The 19,259-nt window shown below is 44.8% G+C and carries 12 protein-coding genes; 3 read left to right on the top strand and 9 right to left on the bottom strand.

Annotation, left to right across the window (positions count from 1 at the left end; all coding sequences use genetic code 11):
* Positions 1-74: 74 nt before the first annotated feature.
* The 3 genes from fusA to rpsL all read right to left on the bottom strand — a co-directional run bounded on the left by fusA (position 75) and on the right by rpsL (position 3,188).
* Positions 75-2,180 carry an elongation factor G gene (gene fusA, locus ABUE36_RS04895; RefSeq protein WP_161001045.1) on the bottom strand — a complete coding sequence of 702 codons (2,106 nt, stop codon included), beginning with the start codon at positions 2,178-2,180 and terminating at the stop codon, positions 75-77.
* 103 nt (positions 2,181-2,283) lie between these two features.
* Complete coding sequence (rpsG, locus tag ABUE36_RS04890; protein WP_017262645.1) at positions 2,284-2,754, bottom strand: 30S ribosomal protein S7; 471 nt, start codon at positions 2,752-2,754, stop codon at positions 2,284-2,286.
* 20 nt (positions 2,755-2,774) lie between these two features.
* Entirely contained in the window at positions 2,775-3,188 is a 414-nt protein-coding gene (gene rpsL, locus ABUE36_RS04885) for a 30S ribosomal protein S12 (protein ID WP_017262644.1), read from the bottom strand.
* Between the two features lie 307 nt (positions 3,189-3,495).
* Between rpsL and ABUE36_RS04880 the strand changes: the two genes are divergently transcribed.
* From ABUE36_RS04880 to ABUE36_RS04870, 3 genes are all read left to right on the top strand, one after another.
* Positions 3,496-4,185, top strand: coding sequence for a prepilin peptidase (locus ABUE36_RS04880; protein ID WP_421017257.1), 690 nt, complete (start codon positions 3,496-3,498; stop codon positions 4,183-4,185).
* A gap of 113 nt (positions 4,186-4,298) precedes the next feature.
* Positions 4,299-4,652: an ArsR/SmtB family transcription factor gene (locus tag ABUE36_RS04875; protein ID WP_161002881.1), complete on the top strand. Its 354-nt coding sequence runs from the start codon at positions 4,299-4,301 to the stop codon at positions 4,650-4,652.
* A gap of 6 nt (positions 4,653-4,658) precedes the next feature.
* On the top strand, positions 4,659-6,338 hold the full coding sequence (locus tag ABUE36_RS04870; protein ID WP_421017256.1) for an oleate hydratase: 1,680 nt from the start codon (positions 4,659-4,661) through the stop codon (positions 6,336-6,338).
* A gap of 656 nt (positions 6,339-6,994) precedes the next feature.
* On the opposite strand, the gene rpoC is transcribed toward ABUE36_RS04870, so the two are convergent.
* The 6 genes from rpoC to tenA all read right to left on the bottom strand — a co-directional run bounded on the left by rpoC (position 6,995) and on the right by tenA (position 19,212).
* Positions 6,995-10,651, bottom strand: coding sequence for a DNA-directed RNA polymerase subunit beta' (gene rpoC / locus ABUE36_RS04865; protein WP_161001041.1), 3,657 nt, complete (start codon positions 10,649-10,651; stop codon positions 6,995-6,997).
* Between the two features lie 41 nt (positions 10,652-10,692).
* Positions 10,693-14,325: a DNA-directed RNA polymerase subunit beta gene (locus tag ABUE36_RS04860; RefSeq protein ID WP_421017255.1), complete on the bottom strand. Its 3,633-nt coding sequence runs from the start codon at positions 14,323-14,325 to the stop codon at positions 10,693-10,695.
* A 265-nt stretch (positions 14,326-14,590) separates the two neighbouring features.
* The gene (locus ABUE36_RS04855) at positions 14,591-15,181 is read right to left on the bottom strand and encodes a TetR/AcrR family transcriptional regulator (protein ID WP_161001039.1); all 591 of its coding nucleotides are present in this window, start codon (positions 15,179-15,181) and stop codon (positions 14,591-14,593) included.
* Between the two features lie 207 nt (positions 15,182-15,388).
* The gene (locus ABUE36_RS04850) at positions 15,389-17,887 is read right to left on the bottom strand and encodes an ATP-dependent Clp protease ATP-binding subunit (RefSeq protein WP_421017254.1); all 2,499 of its coding nucleotides are present in this window, start codon (positions 17,885-17,887) and stop codon (positions 15,389-15,391) included.
* Positions 17,888-17,962: 75 nt separating this feature from the next.
* A complete protein-coding gene (locus ABUE36_RS04845; protein ID WP_017262637.1) occupies positions 17,963-18,436 on the bottom strand; it encodes a CtsR family transcriptional regulator in 474 nt (157 codons plus the stop codon).
* Positions 18,437-18,552: 116 nt separating this feature from the next.
* Positions 18,553-19,212 carry a thiaminase II gene (gene tenA, locus ABUE36_RS04840; protein ID WP_421017253.1) on the bottom strand — a complete coding sequence of 220 codons (660 nt, stop codon included), beginning with the start codon at positions 19,210-19,212 and terminating at the stop codon, positions 18,553-18,555.
* Positions 19,213-19,259: the final 47 nt, after the last annotated feature.

Below are 19,259 nucleotides of genomic sequence, written 5' to 3'. Positions count from 1 at the left end.
AAAATTGAACTAACAAAAAAGCGACACCTAGCAGATTTGCTAGATGTCGCTTTTTAATGTCAACTAAATGACAATTAGTCTTCAGGATGGCTGTTGTTGCCGCCATTCTTCTTGATAATTTCTTCTTGAACTGACTTAGGAACAGCTGAGTAGTGATCAAATGTCATCGTAAATGTCCCACGACCTTGTGTTGCTGAACGCAATGTTGTAGCATAACCAAACATTTCAGCCAATGGAACAAATGCATGAACTTCTTGTGCATTCCCACGAGCTTCCATACCATCAACAGTACCACGACGAGCAGTTACATGACCCATAACATCACCAAGGTTGTCTTCTGGTGCAACAATATCAACCTTCATGATTGGTTCCAAGATAACTGGGGCAGCCTTCTTGGCAGCTTCACGTAATGCCAGAGAAGCGGCGATCTTAAATGCAGCTTCTGAAGAATCGACATCATGGTAACTACCATCGTAAAGCTTAGCCTTAACGTCAACTACTGGGTAACCGGCAACCATACCATTGGCCATGGATTCTTGTAACCCTTTGTCAACTGAAGGAATGTATTCACGAGGAACAACCCCACCGACAATGGCGTCTTCGAATTCGTAACCCTTACCAGTTTCGTTAGGTGTGAATTCAATCCAAACATCACCATATTGACCTTTACCACCAGACTGACGAATGAAACGACCCTCAACCTGAGCAGACTTCGTAATCGTTTCACGGTAAGCAACCTGAGGTGCACCAACAGTAGCTTCAACCTTAAATTCACGCTTCATCCGGTCAACTAAGATGTCCAGTTGAAGTTCACCCATACCAGAAATCAAAGTTTCACCAGTTTCAGAGTTCGTTTCAGCACGGAAACTAGGGTCTTCTTCAGACAGCTTTTGTAAGGCATTGTTCATCTTGTCTTGGTCAGCCTTTGTCTTAGGTTCAACGGCAACCTGAATAACTGGTTCAGGGAAGACCATTGATTCCAAGTGCAATGGATGATCAACATCAGTCAAAGAGTCACCAGTTGTGGTGTTCTTCAAACCGATGGCAGCAGCGATATCACCAGAAAAGACTTCTGGAATTTCGTTTTGCTGGTTTGAATGCATTTGTAGCAAACGACCAACACGTTCACGTTTGTCCTTAGTAGCGTTCAAAACATATGAACCGGATTCCAAAGTACCCGTGTAAACACGAATGAATGTTAAACGACCAACGTAAGGGTCAGTAGCAACCTTAAATGCTAAGGCAGCGAAGTTCTTGTCGTCACCGGCAATAAGATCTTCTTCTTCATCAGTATCTGGGTTAACGGCCGTGTAAGGCTTAACATCAAGTGGTGATGGTAAGTAGTCCACAACAGCATCCATTAACATCTGAACACCCTTGTTCTTGTAAGCAGAACCTGCAAGAACTGGGAAGAATTCGTTTGCCAAAGTAGCACGACGGATACCAGCCTTTAATTCTTCCTTGCTGATTTCTTCACCGTTAAGGTATTTTTCCATCAATTCGTCATCGGATTCAGCAACAGCTTCAACCAATGCATCACGACGCTTTTGAGCTTCTTCAACATACTGTTCAGGAATATCAACAGTATCCCATTCAGTCCCAAGGGCATCTTCATCGTACAAGTCAGCCTTCATTTCGATCAGGTCAATAACCCCTTCGAAATCGTCTTCAGCACCGATTGGCATCTGAACGGCGTGAGCGTTAGCTTGTAAACGGTCACCTAATGAGTCAACAGAGAAATCAAAGTCAGCACCTAACTTATCCATCTTATTAACGAACACGATACGGGGAACGTTATAAGTGGAAGCCTGACGCCAAACAGTTTCAGTCTGTGGTTCAACACCAGCCTGGGCATCAAGGACGGCAATCGCACCATCTAGCACACGCAAGGAACGTTCAACTTCCATTGTGAAGTCCACGTGTCCTGGTGTATCGATAATGTTGATTCGGTGGTTCTTCCATTGCGCTGTTGTAGCAGCAGACGTAATGGTAATCCCACGTTCTTGTTCTTGAGCCATCCAGTCCATTTGTGAAGCACCATCATGTGTTTCACCAATCTTGTGAATTTTACCAGTATAGTAAAGAATCCGTTCAGTTAACGTGGTTTTACCGGCATCGATATGGGCCATGATCCCGATATTACGTGTTTTTTCGAGTGGAAATTCACGTTTGTTAGCCATTATTTTCTCCTTTAAATTAGCTTATGCAATGCTTAAATCCCAAAAATGACACCACATGTAGATGGGTGTCATAGGGAGCCACCGACCAAACAGTCGGTTGTTTTTACCAGCGGTAATGTGCGAAGGCACGGTTGGCTTCAGCCATCCGGTGAGTGTCTTCACGCTTCTTAACAGAAGCACCGGTGTTGTTGGCAGCATCCATGATTTCACGAGCTAAACGTTCAGTCATGGTGTGTTCCCCACGTAACCGTGAGTATTGAACTAACCAACGTAAGCCCAAAGTGCTACGACGTTCTGGACGAACTTCGATTGGCACTTGATAGTTAGACCCACCAACACGGCGAGCCTTAACTTCCATAACAGGCATGATGTTGTTCATTGCTTCTTCAAATACTTCCAACGGTTCATTACCGGTTGTTTCTTTAATTTGATCAAAGGCATCATATAAAATCGTTGATGCAGTTCCCCGCTTACCGTCTAACATCAAGCGGTTGATTAAACGGGTAACCAGCTTTGAGTTGTAAATTGGATCAGGTAGCACTTCACGTGCTGGAATATGTCCTTTACGAGCCATCGTTTATCTTCCTTTCTTGATTAAGCCTTAGGCTTCTTAGTACCGTACTTAGAACGGCTTTGTTTCCGGTCAGTAACACCGGCAGTATCCAGAGCACCACGAATAATGTGGTAACGAACCCCAGGTAAATCCTTAACACGGCCACCACGGATAAGAACAACACTATGTTCTTGTAGGTTATGACCAATACCAGGAATATAAGCGGTAACTTCAATCAAGTTGGATAAACGCACACGGGCGTATTTCCGCAAAGCTGAGTTAGGCTTCTTTGGTGTCATAGTACCGACACGAGTTGCAACCCCACGTTTTTGAGGAGCAGCGTTGTTAGTTTGTTCTTTCTTGTAACTGTTGTACCCGAAGTTTAATGCTGGGGCATCTGATTTTGACGTTTTAGACTTACGACCACTACGAACGAGTTGGTTAATCGTTGGCATCTAAATGTCCTCCTTCCGATTCTTTGTTTTAGTTTAAGTCCACACATCCAGGCGGTTCTTTTTAAGTTATAAAAAAAGAAAAACCCAAATCTGTTTTCCAGTATGATTGCTGTTTTAGCTCCAGCCGCCATGGATGGCAGACACTTTCACAAAAAAGCACCTTTAATAGAATATCATCCCCGTCCATATGCGTCAAGGTTTCAACACGAAAAAAGCTAGTTCGATCGAAGTTTTTAGATAATGGACGAACATCACAGATCTCTTTACGTATGTTAAGACAAGACCAATAAATGACGGTGTTTTTATTATGCCATACATCATCTTCAGCATCAGTTTCATTTACATTACGCTTTTTGTTTCTGCCATCATGTGTATCAGCACTAGGTTAGCTAATAACCGACCCGTCATGTTCGCGCGATCACGGTGCGATCAATGTGCGAAACACCTACGCTGGTGGCAGCTTATTCCCTGCCTCGGATGGCTACTTCAGTTAGGACGGTGTCCCGACTGTCATCAACCAATCTCTTTCACCTACCCACTCGCAGAAAGTTCAGTCGGTTTGCTTGGCGCGCTCATCATCCATTCCAATCCTTTTAATTCGGCTGTCAGTCTAGTCGTTTTTAATTTAATCCTGCTGGCTTTGGCTTGTCAGGACGCTACACACCTAGCTATCTCTGCGTGGCCAATCGTGGCTTTATTAGTATTAGCACTGATTCGTCATCAGTTTAGCTGGTCAAAATTGCTGATGGTAACAACAACATATTTAGTATCGCTTTATTTTATCCACCGATTTCAATTTATGGGCAATGGAGATGTTGACTGCATCGCCGTGCTGTCTTTAATGTTTCCAATACAAGTGGCTATTGCCAGTATCCTGTTTGCATCATTAATCGCCTTGACTCACTTCTATCTGAACCATCAACGCTCAAATCGACTCCCTTTTATCCCGTACCTTTTTAGTGGTCTAGTTATCGTCCAACTGTACGCTTTTATTTGATAATTGGCTGTTTAACCGGATCAAGCAAACGTTTTGTAAGCGGTTGCAATAGTGACTCATTCGCGTTACTATATTCATGTAGTTAAATGTATCGATAGAGTGAGGTGATCTTTATGAGTGAAACGACATTACCGCAAGGTCAGCAAAAGGCTCTTGACGAGTTCATTAGTAATCTTGACTTGTTGAACACACTGGCCGATCAAAATCGGCAGCGCTTAATCATTTTATTAGGTGCTCATTTGAACACCGGTTTAACTGTTACTGAATTGACCTCACACATGAGTCTTTCACAGCCAGCAGTATCACATCATCTCAAAATTTTGCGACAAGCTGGCCTCGTATCCACCACCCATGAAGGCCTTAATCATCGGTATCACCTAACCGTAAATGACGCGTTAGATCAAGTTGGTCACTTGTTAAATACGATTAGGAACAGTAATAACTCGGCTCAACAAACAAAGGAGTGAGCGAACATGGCACAACATGCATACATGATTGGTACAGGAATTGGTAACTTAGCAGCAGGAATTTACCTCATTCGCGATGGCGGTTGGCACGGTGACCAGATCACCATGTACGGTCTTGAAACCCACGGCGCAAATGATGGTGATACAGTAACCGGCTACGAAAATGAGTACGGTAACAAAGCCTTGAAAAACAGTCAGGGTTACCTTGCCAAAGGTGGTCGAATGCTCAACGAAGAAACCTATGAAAACTTGTGGGATCTCATGCGTTCTGTTCCGTCACTGGATCACCCTGATCAATCTGTGACTGACGAGATTTTAGCCTTTGACCATGCACACCCAACTCACGATGTTGCCCGGTTGATGGATAAAGTAAATGGCATTCGTAACAAAGGCGACGAAAATGATTACCGCCACATGCAGTTTGACAACCGCGACCGCTACCTTCTGACAAAACTAATGTTGATGCCGGAAAGCAAAGAAGAACGACTGAATGATATCGGGATTGATGAATGGTTTGCTAGTTCACCACACTTCTTCACTACTAACTTCTGGTACATGTGGCAAACAACTTTCGCATTCAAACGTCAAAGTTCAGCGATGGAATTGCGGCGCTACATGAACCGTATGATCCTTGAATTTAGTCGTATTAACACACTCGAGGGTGTTACTCGCACACCTTACAACCAGTACGAAAGTCTTATTTTGCCCATGCGCAAGTTCTTAGAAAACCATGGCGTAACTTTCATTAATAATCGTAAGGTTACGGCGCTCAGCTTCAAGGACACACCAATGCGTGACGATATTATTGTTACCGGCTTCGATTACGAAGAAGTTGATGGCGATCATCAAACCGGCCACGTTGACGTTAACGAAGATGATTTTGTCTTCGACACTAACGGTTCCATTACCGACAGTTCTTCGTTTGGAGACATGGATACCCCACTGAAGGAAAACCACGAATATGCGCCCAGTGCAGCCCTATGGAAGCAAGCTTCCGAGCACTTCTATGACCTTGGTCACCCAGATAAATTCTTTAATGACCGAGAACAAAGTGAATGGATGAGCTTCACAGTCACTAACAATGACCACAAACTACTTAATGAAATTACCCGAATCACTCAACAACAACCCGGTAATGCATTGAATACTTGGATCGATAGTACCGGATTGATGTCAATTGTGGTTCATCATCAACCTCATTTCCACGCACAAAAGGAAAACGAAACCGTCTTCTGGGGTTACATTATGTATCCTCGACGGTGTGGTGATTACGTCAATAAACCATTCATTGAAATGACTGGTCGTGAAATTCTCACTGAACTTATTGGGCACTTAAACGAAGTTGATGATAGCCGTGACAAGATTGGTGATCACGTTGACGACATTATGGCATCAACCGTCAATGTCATTCCTGTTTACATGCCATATGCCAGTGCCCTTTTCAACCGCCGTGCGGTTGGCGACCGTCCACTGGTTGTACCAAAGCACAGTCACAACCTCGCCTTTATCAGTCAATTTGCTGAAATGCCATTTGACATGGTATTTACGGAACAATATTCATTCCGCTGCGCACAGCGTGCTGTATACACGTTCTTAGGCATTCCGTTGAGCAAACTGACACCGCTTCACCACTATGAAAAAGATCCGAAGGTCATGGCCCGTGCAACCAAGACAATGTTCAGATAATTAACCTTGTATCAAACAAATCAGTTCACAGCCTCTATGATTTGGAGGTTGCGAACTGATTTGTTTATTCTTGTGGAGCGCCGTTACGTCGACCAGAAACGCCGTTCCACGGGACCGGTCTCAGACTCTCGAAAACCGAGTGTCTTCGACCTCGACTTTGAGCCTTCATACCCCGAAGTCTCCAAGCTCGTCCTGCAATACTACGCGGGCCCAAAACGCCCACCAACTATTGCCTTCGCGGAACTCAGTTTCTGGTCGACTTCACTCTTCTATAAAGATGCTACCCCCTAATGATAATTAGTGATGCAAACGTTAATGACTTACAATTGCAGACTATTCGACTGAGTTTTTGATACTTATATACAAAATGGAGCTGAAGGGCGTCAAAACTGAATGCAAGCCGTGAAAGTGTTGTTAATCAGGCTGATTTGTGCCGGATTTACAACATCGGACGGTCGGTAAGACGTGGTTTGCGGCTTAACGGCGAGGTGAAAGACTCCGATTTTCAGGAAGCTTGAACCGGTCCCACGGCGGCATTCAGTTTTGACAACCGCAAGCGTCAGTTAATTACTATGTACAAAAAGGCCTGCTAGACAAATTGTCCGGCAGACCTTTTTCGCGATTCGAGAATCAATAATTACACGGATAGCAACCAATTACTTAGTGCTTGTGTTCTTAGCGTCCTCTTCACGCATTTTCTTTTCTAAGTCACTAATGGAATAAACGCCTTCGGTACCAGTTACTTCAGCTTCTTTAGGCTGAATCTTCCGGTAATCTGGCATCCCAGTACCAGCTGGAATGATCTTCCCGATAATAACGTTTTCCTTTAACCCAACAAGTGGGTCGTTCTTTCCACGGATAGCAGCGTCGGTAAGAACCCGCGTTGTTTCCTGGAATGAAGCGGCTGATAAGAAACTGTTTGTTTCCAGAGCGGCTTTGGTAATACCTAAGATCACTGGACGACTAGTTGCAGGAATACCACCGGCAACCAATGTCTTCGTGTTAGCATCCTTAAAGTCAGCAATGTCCATCAACGTCCCTGGCAACATATCAGTGTCACCTGGATCCATGACACGAACTTTCCGCATCATCTGACGAACCATGATTTCAATATGCTTGTCGGCAATCCCAACACCTTGCATCCGGTAAACACGTTGAACTTCACGTAACAGGTAGTTTTCAGTAGACAGAACATCGCGGACCTTCAGCAATTCCTTAGGATCAATTGACCCTTCGTTCAATGCTGAACCACGGTGGATAAAGTCACCTTCAGCAACACGCATCCGCGCACGTAATGGTAACGTGTATGAACGTGTTTCGGCTTCACCTTTAACCGTGACTTCCTTCGTTCGTTCAGCCGGATTTTCTTCGATTGAGACAACCGTCCCAGTCACTTCAGTAATCTCAGCTTTACCTTTAGGGTTCCGTGCTTCAACAATTTCTTGAACACGAGGAAGCCCTTGGGTAATATCATCACCGGCAACACCACCAGTATGGAAGTTACGCATGGTTAACTGAGTACCAGGTTCACCGATTGACTGAGCAGCAACAGTACCAACTGCTTCACCAACTTCAACCTTGTCACCAGTAGCCATGTTACGACCGTAACAACGTTCACAAACACCATGTTTCGTGTTGCAAGTGAAGGCTGAACGAATCACAACTTCTGTTACGCCAGCATCAACGATGGATTGAGCAACGTCTTCATCGATCATCTGGTTAGCCTTAACTAAGGTCTCACCAGTCTTAGGATGTTTAACTGACTTCATTGCGTAACGACCAAGAATCCGTTCGTACAAGGATTCGATCATTTCATTACCGTTAGTAATGGCATGAATCGTCAAACCACGGTCAGTACCACAGTCCTTTTCACGAATGATAACATCTTGCGCAACATCAACCAGACGACGAGTCAAGTAACCAGAGTTGGCAGTCTTCAAAGCCGTATCAGTCATACCTTTACGGGCACCATGAGTAGAAATAAACATTTCCAACACAGAGAGACCTTCACGGAAGTTTGAAACGATTGGCAATTCCATTGTTTGACCGTTAGGCGCAGCCATCAAACCACGCATCCCGGCTAACTGAGTAAAGTTTGAAATGTTACCACGAGCACCGGAATCACTCATCATAAAGATTGGGTTATTCCACTCCATGGAGTCAACCAGTTGTTCCTGAATATCATCCTTAGCAGTGTTCCAAACGTCAATAACACGTTGGTAACGTTCGTCATCAGTAATTAAACCACGACGGAACTGCTTAGAAATCGTAGCAACTTGTTTACGTGCATCAGCAACGACATCATTCTTCGTCTTCAATGTTGAAATATCAGCAATCCCAACCGTCAAACCAGAGTTAGTAGATTCGTAGTAACCCAAATCCTTCATCCGGTCCAATAGCAGTGAAGTAGCTGTTACCTTGTAACGCTTGTAGACTTCAGCGATGATATCAGCCAAGAAGCCCTTCTTGAATGGATCATTCAACGGTTGATTACTCAATACAGATTTCAAGTCAGTGCCAGGTTCCAAGAAGAACCGGTCATCGATACCGTCTGTCAAGTTGTCACTCGTTGGTTCGTTCAAGTATGGGAATTCGTCAGGCAAGATGGCGTTAAAAATCATCTTCCCAACAGTCGTAATCAAGATGCGACTCTTTTGTTCATCAGTAAATGGCTTAGTTGGCATTGATGAAGTTTGCACACCAACACGGCTGTGTAAGTGAACATACCCATTTTGGTAGGCCACGCGGGCTTCGTTCAGATCTTTAAAGATCATGCCTTCGCCTTCACGACCAGCTTCTTCAGTAGTCAGGTAGTAGTTACCGATAACCATATCCTGAGAAGGTGTAACCACTGGACGACCATTGGCAGGTGCCAAGATGTGTCCGGCAGCCAGCATCAGCAAACGTGCTTCAGCTTGTGCTTCGTCTGATAACGGAACGTGGATGGCCATTTGGTCACCATCGAAGTCAGCGTTATAAGCTTCGCACACAAGTGGGTGCACACGCATCGCTTTACCAGAAACAAGTACTGGTTCAAATGCCTGAATCCCAAGACGGTGCAAGGTAGGGGCCCGGTTCAATAGAACTGGGTGTTCCTTGATAACATCTTCCAGAACATCATAAACATCGTTATCCTGACGGTCGATCTTACGACGGGCATTCTTGATGTTAGAAGCAAGGTCGCGCTTAACCAACTCTTTCATGATGAATGGCTTGAAGAGTTCCATGGCCATTGGCACAGGTAACCCCATTTGGTTCATCTTCAAAGTTGGGCCAACATCGATAACAGAACGGCCAGAGTAGTCAACACGTTTACCAAGTAAGTTTTGACGGAACCGTCCTTGCTTACCCTTCAACATGTGAGACAGTGACTTCAACGGACGGTTACCAGGACCGGCAACAGGACGACCACGACGACCGTTATCAATTAACGCGTCAACGGCTTCCTGCAACATTCGTTTTTCGTTTTGCACAATGATACCAGGTGCATTCAAGTCTAACAACCGCTTCAAACGGTTGTTACGGTTGATAACACGACGATATAAGTCGTTCAAATCAGAAGTGGCAAACCGACCACCTTCCAATTGAACCATTGGCCGTAAGTCCGGTGGAATAACCGGAACAACGTCCATAACCATCCAGTCAGGACGGTTACCGGATTGAATGAAGGCTTCCAAGATGTCTAGACGACGAACGGCACGAGTCCGTTTTTGACCAGATGCATCCTTTAACTCTTCCTTCAATTCGCTGGCTTCTTTATCCAAGTCAACAGCTGCCAGCAACTTACGAATTGCTTCGGCACCCATTTCAGCTTGGAATTCGTTACCATATTGCGCTTTCTTTTCACGGTATTCACGTTCAGATAACAACTGCTTGCGTTCCAAAGGCGTGTTGCCTGATTCCAACACAACGTATGAAGCAAAGTAGATGATTTCTTCAAGTGCCCGTGGGCTCATGTCAAGAACCAAACCCATACGGCTAGGAATACCCTTGAAGTACCAAATGTGGGTAACAGGAGCAGCTAATTCAATATGCCCCATCCGTTCACGGCGAACCTTAGAACGAGTAACTTCAACACCACAACGGTCACAAACAACACCCTTGTAGCGAATCCGTTTGTACTTACCACACGCACATTCCCAGTCTTTTGTTGGTCCAAAAATCCGTTCATCGAACAAGCCATCACGTTCAGGCTTTAATGTCCGATAATTGATGGTCTCAGGCTTCTTAACTTCACCATATGACCAGCTGCGGATTTTGTCGGGCGACGCAAGCCCAATCTGCATGCTTTCAAATTTGTTGACATCAATCAAAGGATTGACCTCCTTATTAGTTTCAATGGTGACGGTTCACACTACTCGTTTGTGGTGTTTCCTGACTCATTAGCCGGTGTAGTTGCTGGCTGTGCAGGAGCTGAAGCTGAGTTCGTGTTTGCACTAGCATCGTCTGACTTGTCGTCAACCGGATGTTCAGCAGCGTACTTACTCAATGCATCAACATTCACAACGTCATCTTCATCATCGTCCATGTCACGCAGTTCAATTTCTTGTTTGTTATTGTCAAGAACCTTCATGTCCAAACCAAGCGCTTGTAATTCCTTGACCAACACACGGAAGGATTCAGGAACACCAGGCTTCGGAATTGGATCGCCCTTAACGATGGCTTCATAAGTCTTAACACGGCCAACCACGTCATCTGACTTGTAGGTCAGGATTTCTTGCAACGTGTAAGCAGCACCGTAAGCTTCCAAAGCCCAAACTTCCATTTCACCGAAACGCTGACCACCAAATTGCGCTTTACCACCAAGTGGCTGTTGCGTAACCAGTGAGTAAGGTCCGATGGAACGTGCGTGAATCTTGTCGTCGACCATGTGGGCCAACTTCAAGTAGTGCATAACACCAACGGCAATTCTGTTGTCGAATGGTTCACCAGTACGGCCATCGTACAGAACGTACTTGGCATCAGCTGGCATACCAGCTTCTTGAACGGCATCCCAGATATCCTTATCCTGCGCACCATCGAAGACAGGCGTAGCAACGTGGATACCTAATTTACGAGCAGCCATTCCCAAATGCAGTTCCAGCACTTGACCAATGTTCATACGGGAAGGCACACCCATTGGTGAAAGCATAATGTCAATTGGTGTTCCATCAGGCATGTAAGGCATGTCCTCTTCAGGAATAACAATTGAAACAGTCCCCTTGTTACCATGACGACCGGACATCTTGTCACCGACCTGAATCTTACGTTTCTGGGCGATGTAGACACGAACCATCATATTAACACCAGGTGATAATTCATCCCCGTTTTCACGAGTGAAGATCTTAACGTCCTGGATAATACCGCTACCACCATGCGGAACATGGAGTGAAGTATCACGAACTTCACGGGCTTTTTCACCAAAGATAGCATGTAGCAAACGTTCTTCAGCAGATAATTCTGTCACACCCTTAGGCGTAACCTTACCAACCAAAATGTCACCATCATGAACTTCAGCACCAATCCGGATAATTCCTTGTTCGTCAAGATCCTTCAAGGAATCTTCACCAACGTTAGGAATTTCACGGGTCATTTCTTCCGGTCCAAGTTTGGTATCACGTGCTTCTGATTCGTATTCTTCAATATGAATCGAAGTGTAAACATCATCCTTAACCAACCGTTCGGAAATCGCAATGGCATCTTCGAAGTTGTAACCATTCCAAGTCATGAAGGCGATCAATGGGTTTTGTCCAAGGGCAAGTTCCCCACCTTCCATGGAAGGACCATCAGCCAAAATTTCATCGGCATCAACCTTGTCGCCAACCTTAACGATTGGACGTTGGTTGTAGTTCTTACCACCGTTTGAACGACGGAACTTCATTAACTTGTACGTGTCCAAAGTACTGTCTTCACGACGAACGCGAATCTGCGTAGCATCAACGAATTCAACAGTTCCGGCAGCCTTACTGATTAAAGCAACACCAGAGTCATGGGCAGCCTTATATTCAATCCCAGTACCAACAAGTGGTGCATGAGGATCCAACAAAGGAACAGCCTGACGTTGCATGTTGGCACCCATCAGAGCACGGTTAGAGTCATCGTTTTCCAAGAATGGAATACATGCGGTCGCAACGGCAACTACTTGCTTAGGCGAAACGTCCATGTAGTCGACGTTGTCGATGGAAGTTTCAATGTTTTCATCTTTTGAACGAGCCAAAACTGTGTCATCAACAAATGAACCATCGTCATTCAATGGTGAGTTGGCCTGGGCAATAACAAAGTTATCTTCTTCGTCGGCAGTTAAGTAGTCGATTCGGTCAGTAACCTTGTGGTTATCCCATGAAACACGACGGTATGGTGTTTCAATAAAGCCATAACGGTTAACCTTCGCATAACTAGACAATGAGTTGATCAACCCAATGTTTGGTCCTTCAGGCGTTTCAATTGGACACATCCGACCATAGTGGGTGTAGTGAACATCCCGGACTTCATATCCGGCACGGTCACGCGTCAAACCACCAGGTCCAAGAGCAGACAGACGACGCTTATGCGTTAATTCACCAAGTGGGTTCGTCTGATCCATGAATTGTGACAGTTGTGAACTACCGAAGAATTCTTTGATTGAAGCAACAACTGGACGAATGTTGATTAATTGTTGTGGCGTTACTGTGGCGGAGTCCTGAATGGACATCCGTTCACGAACAACACGTTCCATCCGTGATAAACCAATCCGGAATTGGTTCTGCAGTAATTCACCCACAGAACGAATCCGACGGTTACCCAAGTGATCGATATCATCAGTTGAACCAATACCTTCTTGCAAGTTGAAGAAGTAATTGATGGAAGCAATGATGTCAGCAGGTTGAATGGTGTGGTTCTTTAAGTCGATATGACCGTTACCAATCATGTTCACAACTTGTTCAGGATCTTTCTTAGAGAAGACCTTGATCATTTGAACATTCATTGGTTCCGTCACAACGGCTTCATCAGAAGGTGTGAACGTTACCGACTTAAAGTCTTCCTGATCCAGATATGGTGCCAACTTAGCCATAACGGTCTTGTCGATCACAGTACCCTTTTCAGCAATGATTTCACCTGAGTCAGGATCAGCCAACGTTTCCGCTAACGTCAAACCTAACAAACGGGTGTGTAAGTCTAACTTCTTGTTTAATTTGTAACGACCAACTGGTGCAGTGTCGTAACGTTTTGGATCGAAGAAGCGCGCCGTCAACAGGCTCCGTGAAGAGTCAGCTGTCTTAGGTTCACCAGGCCGTAACCGTTCGTAAATATCCTTCAAGGATTCTTCGACACGTGAGTCATCGGAATTCTTGTGAATATCCTTTTCCAAGGTCGACATGATGCCGTCGCTATCACCCAAGATTGAGATGATCTCGTCGTCAGAACCATAACCCAAAGCACGAACTAATTCGGTCATTGGAATCTTACGAGTCCGGTCAATCCGAACGTAAGAGATTTCTTTAGCATCGGTTTCGTATTCCAACCAAGCACCGCGGTTAGGAATGACAGTTGCGCCGTAAACTTCACGACCATTCTTGTCTTCGTCTTCCGTGTAGTACACACCAGGGGAACGAACCAATTGAGAAACGATAACCCGTTCAGCACCATTGATAATGAACGTCCCCTGATCAGTCATCAGTGGGAAGTCACCAAAGAACACGTCTTGACTCTTGATTTCACCAGTTTCGTGGTTGGTCAAACGTAAAGTAACGTGCAGTGGTGCAGAATAGTTGGCATCGTGTTCACGTGCTTCATCCACGGTGTACTTTGGTTCGAGTAACTGGTAGTCAACGAATTCCAATGATAAGTTTCCTTGGAAATCATCGATTGGCATGATGTCGTCGAACATGTCACGCAAGCCTTCGTCCAGGAACCATTGATAAGAGTCCGTTTGGATTTCAATCAGGTTCGGTAAATCAAGAACTTCCTTGATTCGTGCGTAACTTCTGCGGGTACGGTGTTTGCCGTATTTAACTAAATGCCCTGCCAAGTTCTTCACTCCTTCGAAATGATTTTCCAGTGAATAAGTCCTCATTTTAGTGTTACAGTTTCATTACAAATGACCTACAACCCTGTTTTTGGGCATAAAAAAGGCAAAAGCACCATTTCTTTTAAAGTTTAAATGAAAGCTGCTTTTGCTTCTCTATAAAGGCCTTGACGGACAATAGATCGCCAAGACGATTTTTATTCACAGTGATATACGATTGATAATATACTCGGTTTTGCTAAATGTGTCAACGAGAAACGCTCAACTTTTATTTCTCTGCCACACCAAACAAAATCAGGCGTAGCAGCACTTGAATGTGCTCACGCTGACTCAAATTTGCACCACCCAGTTGGTGAAACTTAGCAAACAGTGGTGCCAAACTGGTGAGGTAAAAATTAGCTGCCGTTGCCGGATCAACCCCGTCACGTAAAACCACTTTATCAGACTTAAAAAAGCGGATGATGGGTTGCAAATAATCCTGTGCAAACAATCTGCCAAGCTGAGCCTGATTCTCAGGACGCAGATATTGAAAGCTACCATGAATCAAGCTAAACGCATCACGTGGATGAATGGCGACCATTGCGGCTGACATATCTGTCAGGATTTCAAGCCCATCCCCTTTGTTAGCATCTAAAATTTGATTCATGTTTGCTGCTAACTCACCACCAACAGTTTCGATCACCTGCACAAAAATCAATTCTTTGTCGGCAAAGTGATGGTACAGTGCCGGTTGGGTAATGCCTGCTGCTGTCGCAATGTCACGCGTGGATGTGTCCGCATAGCCCTTTATTAAAAATTGTTTGCGAGCTGCCTCCAAGATTTTTTCTCGAGTGGCAGCCAACTGCGCCTCACGACTCATATTTTCACCTCATCGAGCCGTTCGTCAACATCTACGCACGGCTTCGTCTTTCCCTAATCTCCACCAGTGTGCCTGTTCTCCGCATAAAATGCAATTTTTACAGACGCGTTTAGAACACAAAAACGTTTATCGAGTTTTCCAACTCGACAAACGTTTTTAAAATGGTTCAATAACTGCTCACTAGCAATTATTAATTAGCAACCAAGACTACTTAGAACCAACTGCCGGTTTCTTGACAGGTTGTTCCTTAGTTGTAACCGTAATCTTACCAGCCTTAGCACCAACTGTAACAGCAGCATTTGTCTTTATTTGACCAGCAATCAATGCCTCACTCAGCTGATCTTCAACCTGAGTCTGTAATGCGCGTCGAATTGGACGAGCACCATACTCAGGATCAAAGCCAGCATCTGCAACGACATCAATGGCAGCTGGCGTAATTTTAACTTTAATGCCCTGTTCAGCGATTCGTGCCAACACATTGCCAGCCATAATCTTCACGATTTCGTGTAATTCTGGCTTCGTCAATGAGTGGAAGACCACTGTTTCATCAATTCGGTTCAGAAATTCTGGACGGAACGTTTGACGCAGGGCTTGTCGAATCTTGTCTGACATTGCGGCGTAGTTGTCTGTCGCGCTAGTTGCACCGAAACCAACTTCTTTATCGTCACGAACAGCTGTGGCACCCAAGTTAGAGGTCATGATCAAAATCGTGTTACGGAAGTCAACCTTGCGGCCCTTAGAATCGGTTAAGAAACCGTCATCAAGAACTTGTAACAACAAGTTAAAGACTTCAGTATCAGCCTTTTCAGCTTCATCCAAGAGGACAACTGAGTACGGTTTGTTACGAACTTGTTCGGTCAATTGACCACCTTCATCATAACCAACGTAACCAGGCGCAGCACCGATCAAACGACTTGAGCTAAAGCGTTCTTGATATTCAGACATATCCACACGAATCATGTTATCTTCTGAACCGAACATCGCTTCAGCTAACGCTTTGGCGAGTTCCGTCTTCCCGACCCCAGTTGGTCCAAGGAACATGAACGAACCAATTGGACGGTTAGGATCTTTCAAACCGGAACGAGCACGACGAATGGCACGGGAAACGGCTGAAATAGCCTCGTCCTGACCAACCACACGTTTGTGAAGCACCTTTTCAAGGTTCAGCAAACGCGCTTCTTCATTCTTCTGCAACTGCGTTAATGGAACACCAGTCCACTCAGAAACAACTTCAGCCACATCTTCTTCGCCGACTTTTAGTTCATAATGCGGCTGACCGGACAACTCTTCGTTATCTTGATCGTCCATCATCTTGTCGACACGTTTGCGCAAGGCCATTTCCTTTTCACGCAATGCGGCAGCACCATCGAAATCTTGGTTTTCAATCGCGGCTTCCTTCTGTTGACGCAAGTCGTCCAACTTGTCTTCCTGTTTAGCCAACTTGGTCTTGTGACCAGACGCATCAATGCGAACTTTAGCTGCTGCTTCATCCATCAAATCAATTGCCTTATCAGGTAGGAAGCGTTCCGTAATGTACCGAGAGGACAGCTTAACCGCTGCTTCAACTGCATCATCAGTGATTTCAACTTGGTGATGTTCCTCATAACGGCTCTTCAAACCCTTTAAGATTTCCGTTGCTTCATCTTCCGTTGGTTCGTCAACCTGAACGGTGGCAAACCGACGTTCCAGAGCAGCATCTGACTCAATATACTTTTGGTATTCGTTTAGCGTAGTCGCCCCAATGGTTTGAAGTTCACCACGAGCCAACGCTGGCTTTAAGATGTTGGAAGCATCAATCGCACCTTCAGCACCACCGGCGCCAATCAACGTGTGCAATTCATCAATGAACAGCACAACATGACCATCGTTGTAAATTTCTTCAATGACCTTCTTCAAACGGTCTTCAAATTCACCACGATATTTAGTTCCAGCAACCAGTGATCCCATGTCCAACATCATCAACCGTTTGTCGGCCAAATCGTCAGGCACATCACCAGCAACGATTTTCTGGGCTAATCCTTCAGCAATCGCTGTTTTACCAACCCCAGGTTCACCAATCAAAACTGGGTTATTCTTGGTCCGACGACTGAGAATTTGGATCACCCGTTTGACCTCTTTTGCACGACCAACCACCGGATCCATTTGCTTGTCAGCAGCTAAGGCCGTCAAGTCACGCGCTAATGAATCAAGCGTTGGTGTGCCTTCTTGCTTATTTGCGTTGTTATTAGCTTTTGCCATCTGTTGACGCCGGCGCGGTGTGTCAGCGACACCTAGCTTACGCAAAATCACTTTACGTGTTTGTGCTAAATCAAGATTTAGTGTCATCAGAATACGCGATGATAGGATACTCTCATCAGACAACAATGCTAAGAGTAAATGTTCAGTCCCAATTTTAGTGGAACCCAAACGTTTTGCTTCATCCCCGGCCAATGTCAAAATGTCCTTGGCCTTCGGAGAATATGGTAAATACGTATCCTTGTCAGCGTTCGTCAGCGTACCGTAACCAGTAAACCGTTCGATTTCTTCACGGACGTCCTCTTCTGTCACGCTAAATTGCTGCAGGACTTTGTTAGCAATCCCATTTTGTTCAATGGTCAGGGCCAGCAATAAGTGTTCAGTACCCACAGCTTGGTGTTTAAAATACTTCGCTTGTTCCTGTGCTAATACCAATACATCTTTAGCACTAGGTGTGAATAAATTGTCCATCTTCTGTCCTGCCTTTCATTAATGCAGGCCTTAATTAACCCCTGCAAATCGTCGTTAAATCAATATTAATAAGCATTAGTCTTCAAAACGAAGGCGGTTGAGCACGCCGATTAGAATCCGGGCGCGCAATGTATTTTCAACTTCGCGGTCGGCAACATTGAGTGTATCTTTATCGATTGCCGAAAGAATAATGTTGGCTTCACGTTCCTTTAACACCCCATCATTAAATAGGGAATTAACTATAGCATATGCATCATGTTGATTGATTGAATCACCAACCACATCGTTCAGTAAATTATCCAACACATCGGCGTCAGCCAGTAAGTTGACCTTTTCAATACGAATATAACCACCGCCACCACGTTTACTTTCAACGATATAACCATTTTGAATGGTAAACCGTGTCTTAATGACGTAGTTAATCTGAGAAGGAACGACGTTAAACTGGTCGGCAATATCCGAACGTCTAATTTCTACCTGCTCAGCATCCTCCAGGATTCCCTTCAGATACTTTTCGATGACATCCGAAATATTTGTTGGTCCTTCCATCATCGCTCACCCCAATCTTTGACTAATATTGACTATATTATACGAAGATTGACGACGATTGCAATTAAAAAGTTTTTTAGTTCACTAGTAGCAACGTCAGCGCGCCACATTAAACCTTATTGCCAATCTTGGTGATCCAAAGCCATCTGCCAAAAATCACGTTCATAATAGGCACTCCGTGAAAAAGCTTTGGCCATTGCATCACGACCCGTTGCATCTGTTTGACGGGCAACTTGATCTGTTAATTTAATTTGCTTCGATACTGGTCCCGTATAGTCATCAGACTGATAACTGTCAATCCACGCTTGAAAAATCGGGACTGGCGAGGTGACTCCTTGTAGTGACGCACCAACATCTGCATATAGCCACGCACATGACAACAATCCGGCAATAGCTGCCGGTGCACCAGCCTGTGTTAGTGTCCGATACATATGTGACGTGTAAGCATATGTCGTCGGCGCAATTGGTGTATTGATCACATCTTGTTGAGAGATGCCTAATTCTTTAAAGAACGTTTTGCGCGTCGCGATTTCACCATCGTGCAGACTATTCGCCAACTCCTGCAATAACGTCTTGACTGCCTGGTCCTGACTTGCATCCGCTGCCAATTCATGAATTCGAGCAAAGTCACGTAAATAATAATGATCCTGAATTAAATAATAACGAAATGTTGGCAACGTCATGCTGCCGTCGCTTATTTTTTTTATAAACGGATGATGGATGCTTTCCTGCCACACCGTTTGATTTTGCTGATAAACTTGCTGACTAAAATCCATCACAATGACTCCTTGTCTTCCATACTGTATCGATTCTTACCCACAGT

Origin of the sequence: Furfurilactobacillus cerevisiae (genome assembly GCF_048961765.1) — a bacterium.
GTDB classification, from domain to species: domain Bacteria; phylum Bacillota; class Bacilli; order Lactobacillales; family Lactobacillaceae; genus Furfurilactobacillus; species Furfurilactobacillus milii_A.
Note: the sequence above shows the minus strand (reverse complement) of the source record. Positions and strands in the feature narration are given on the sequence as shown.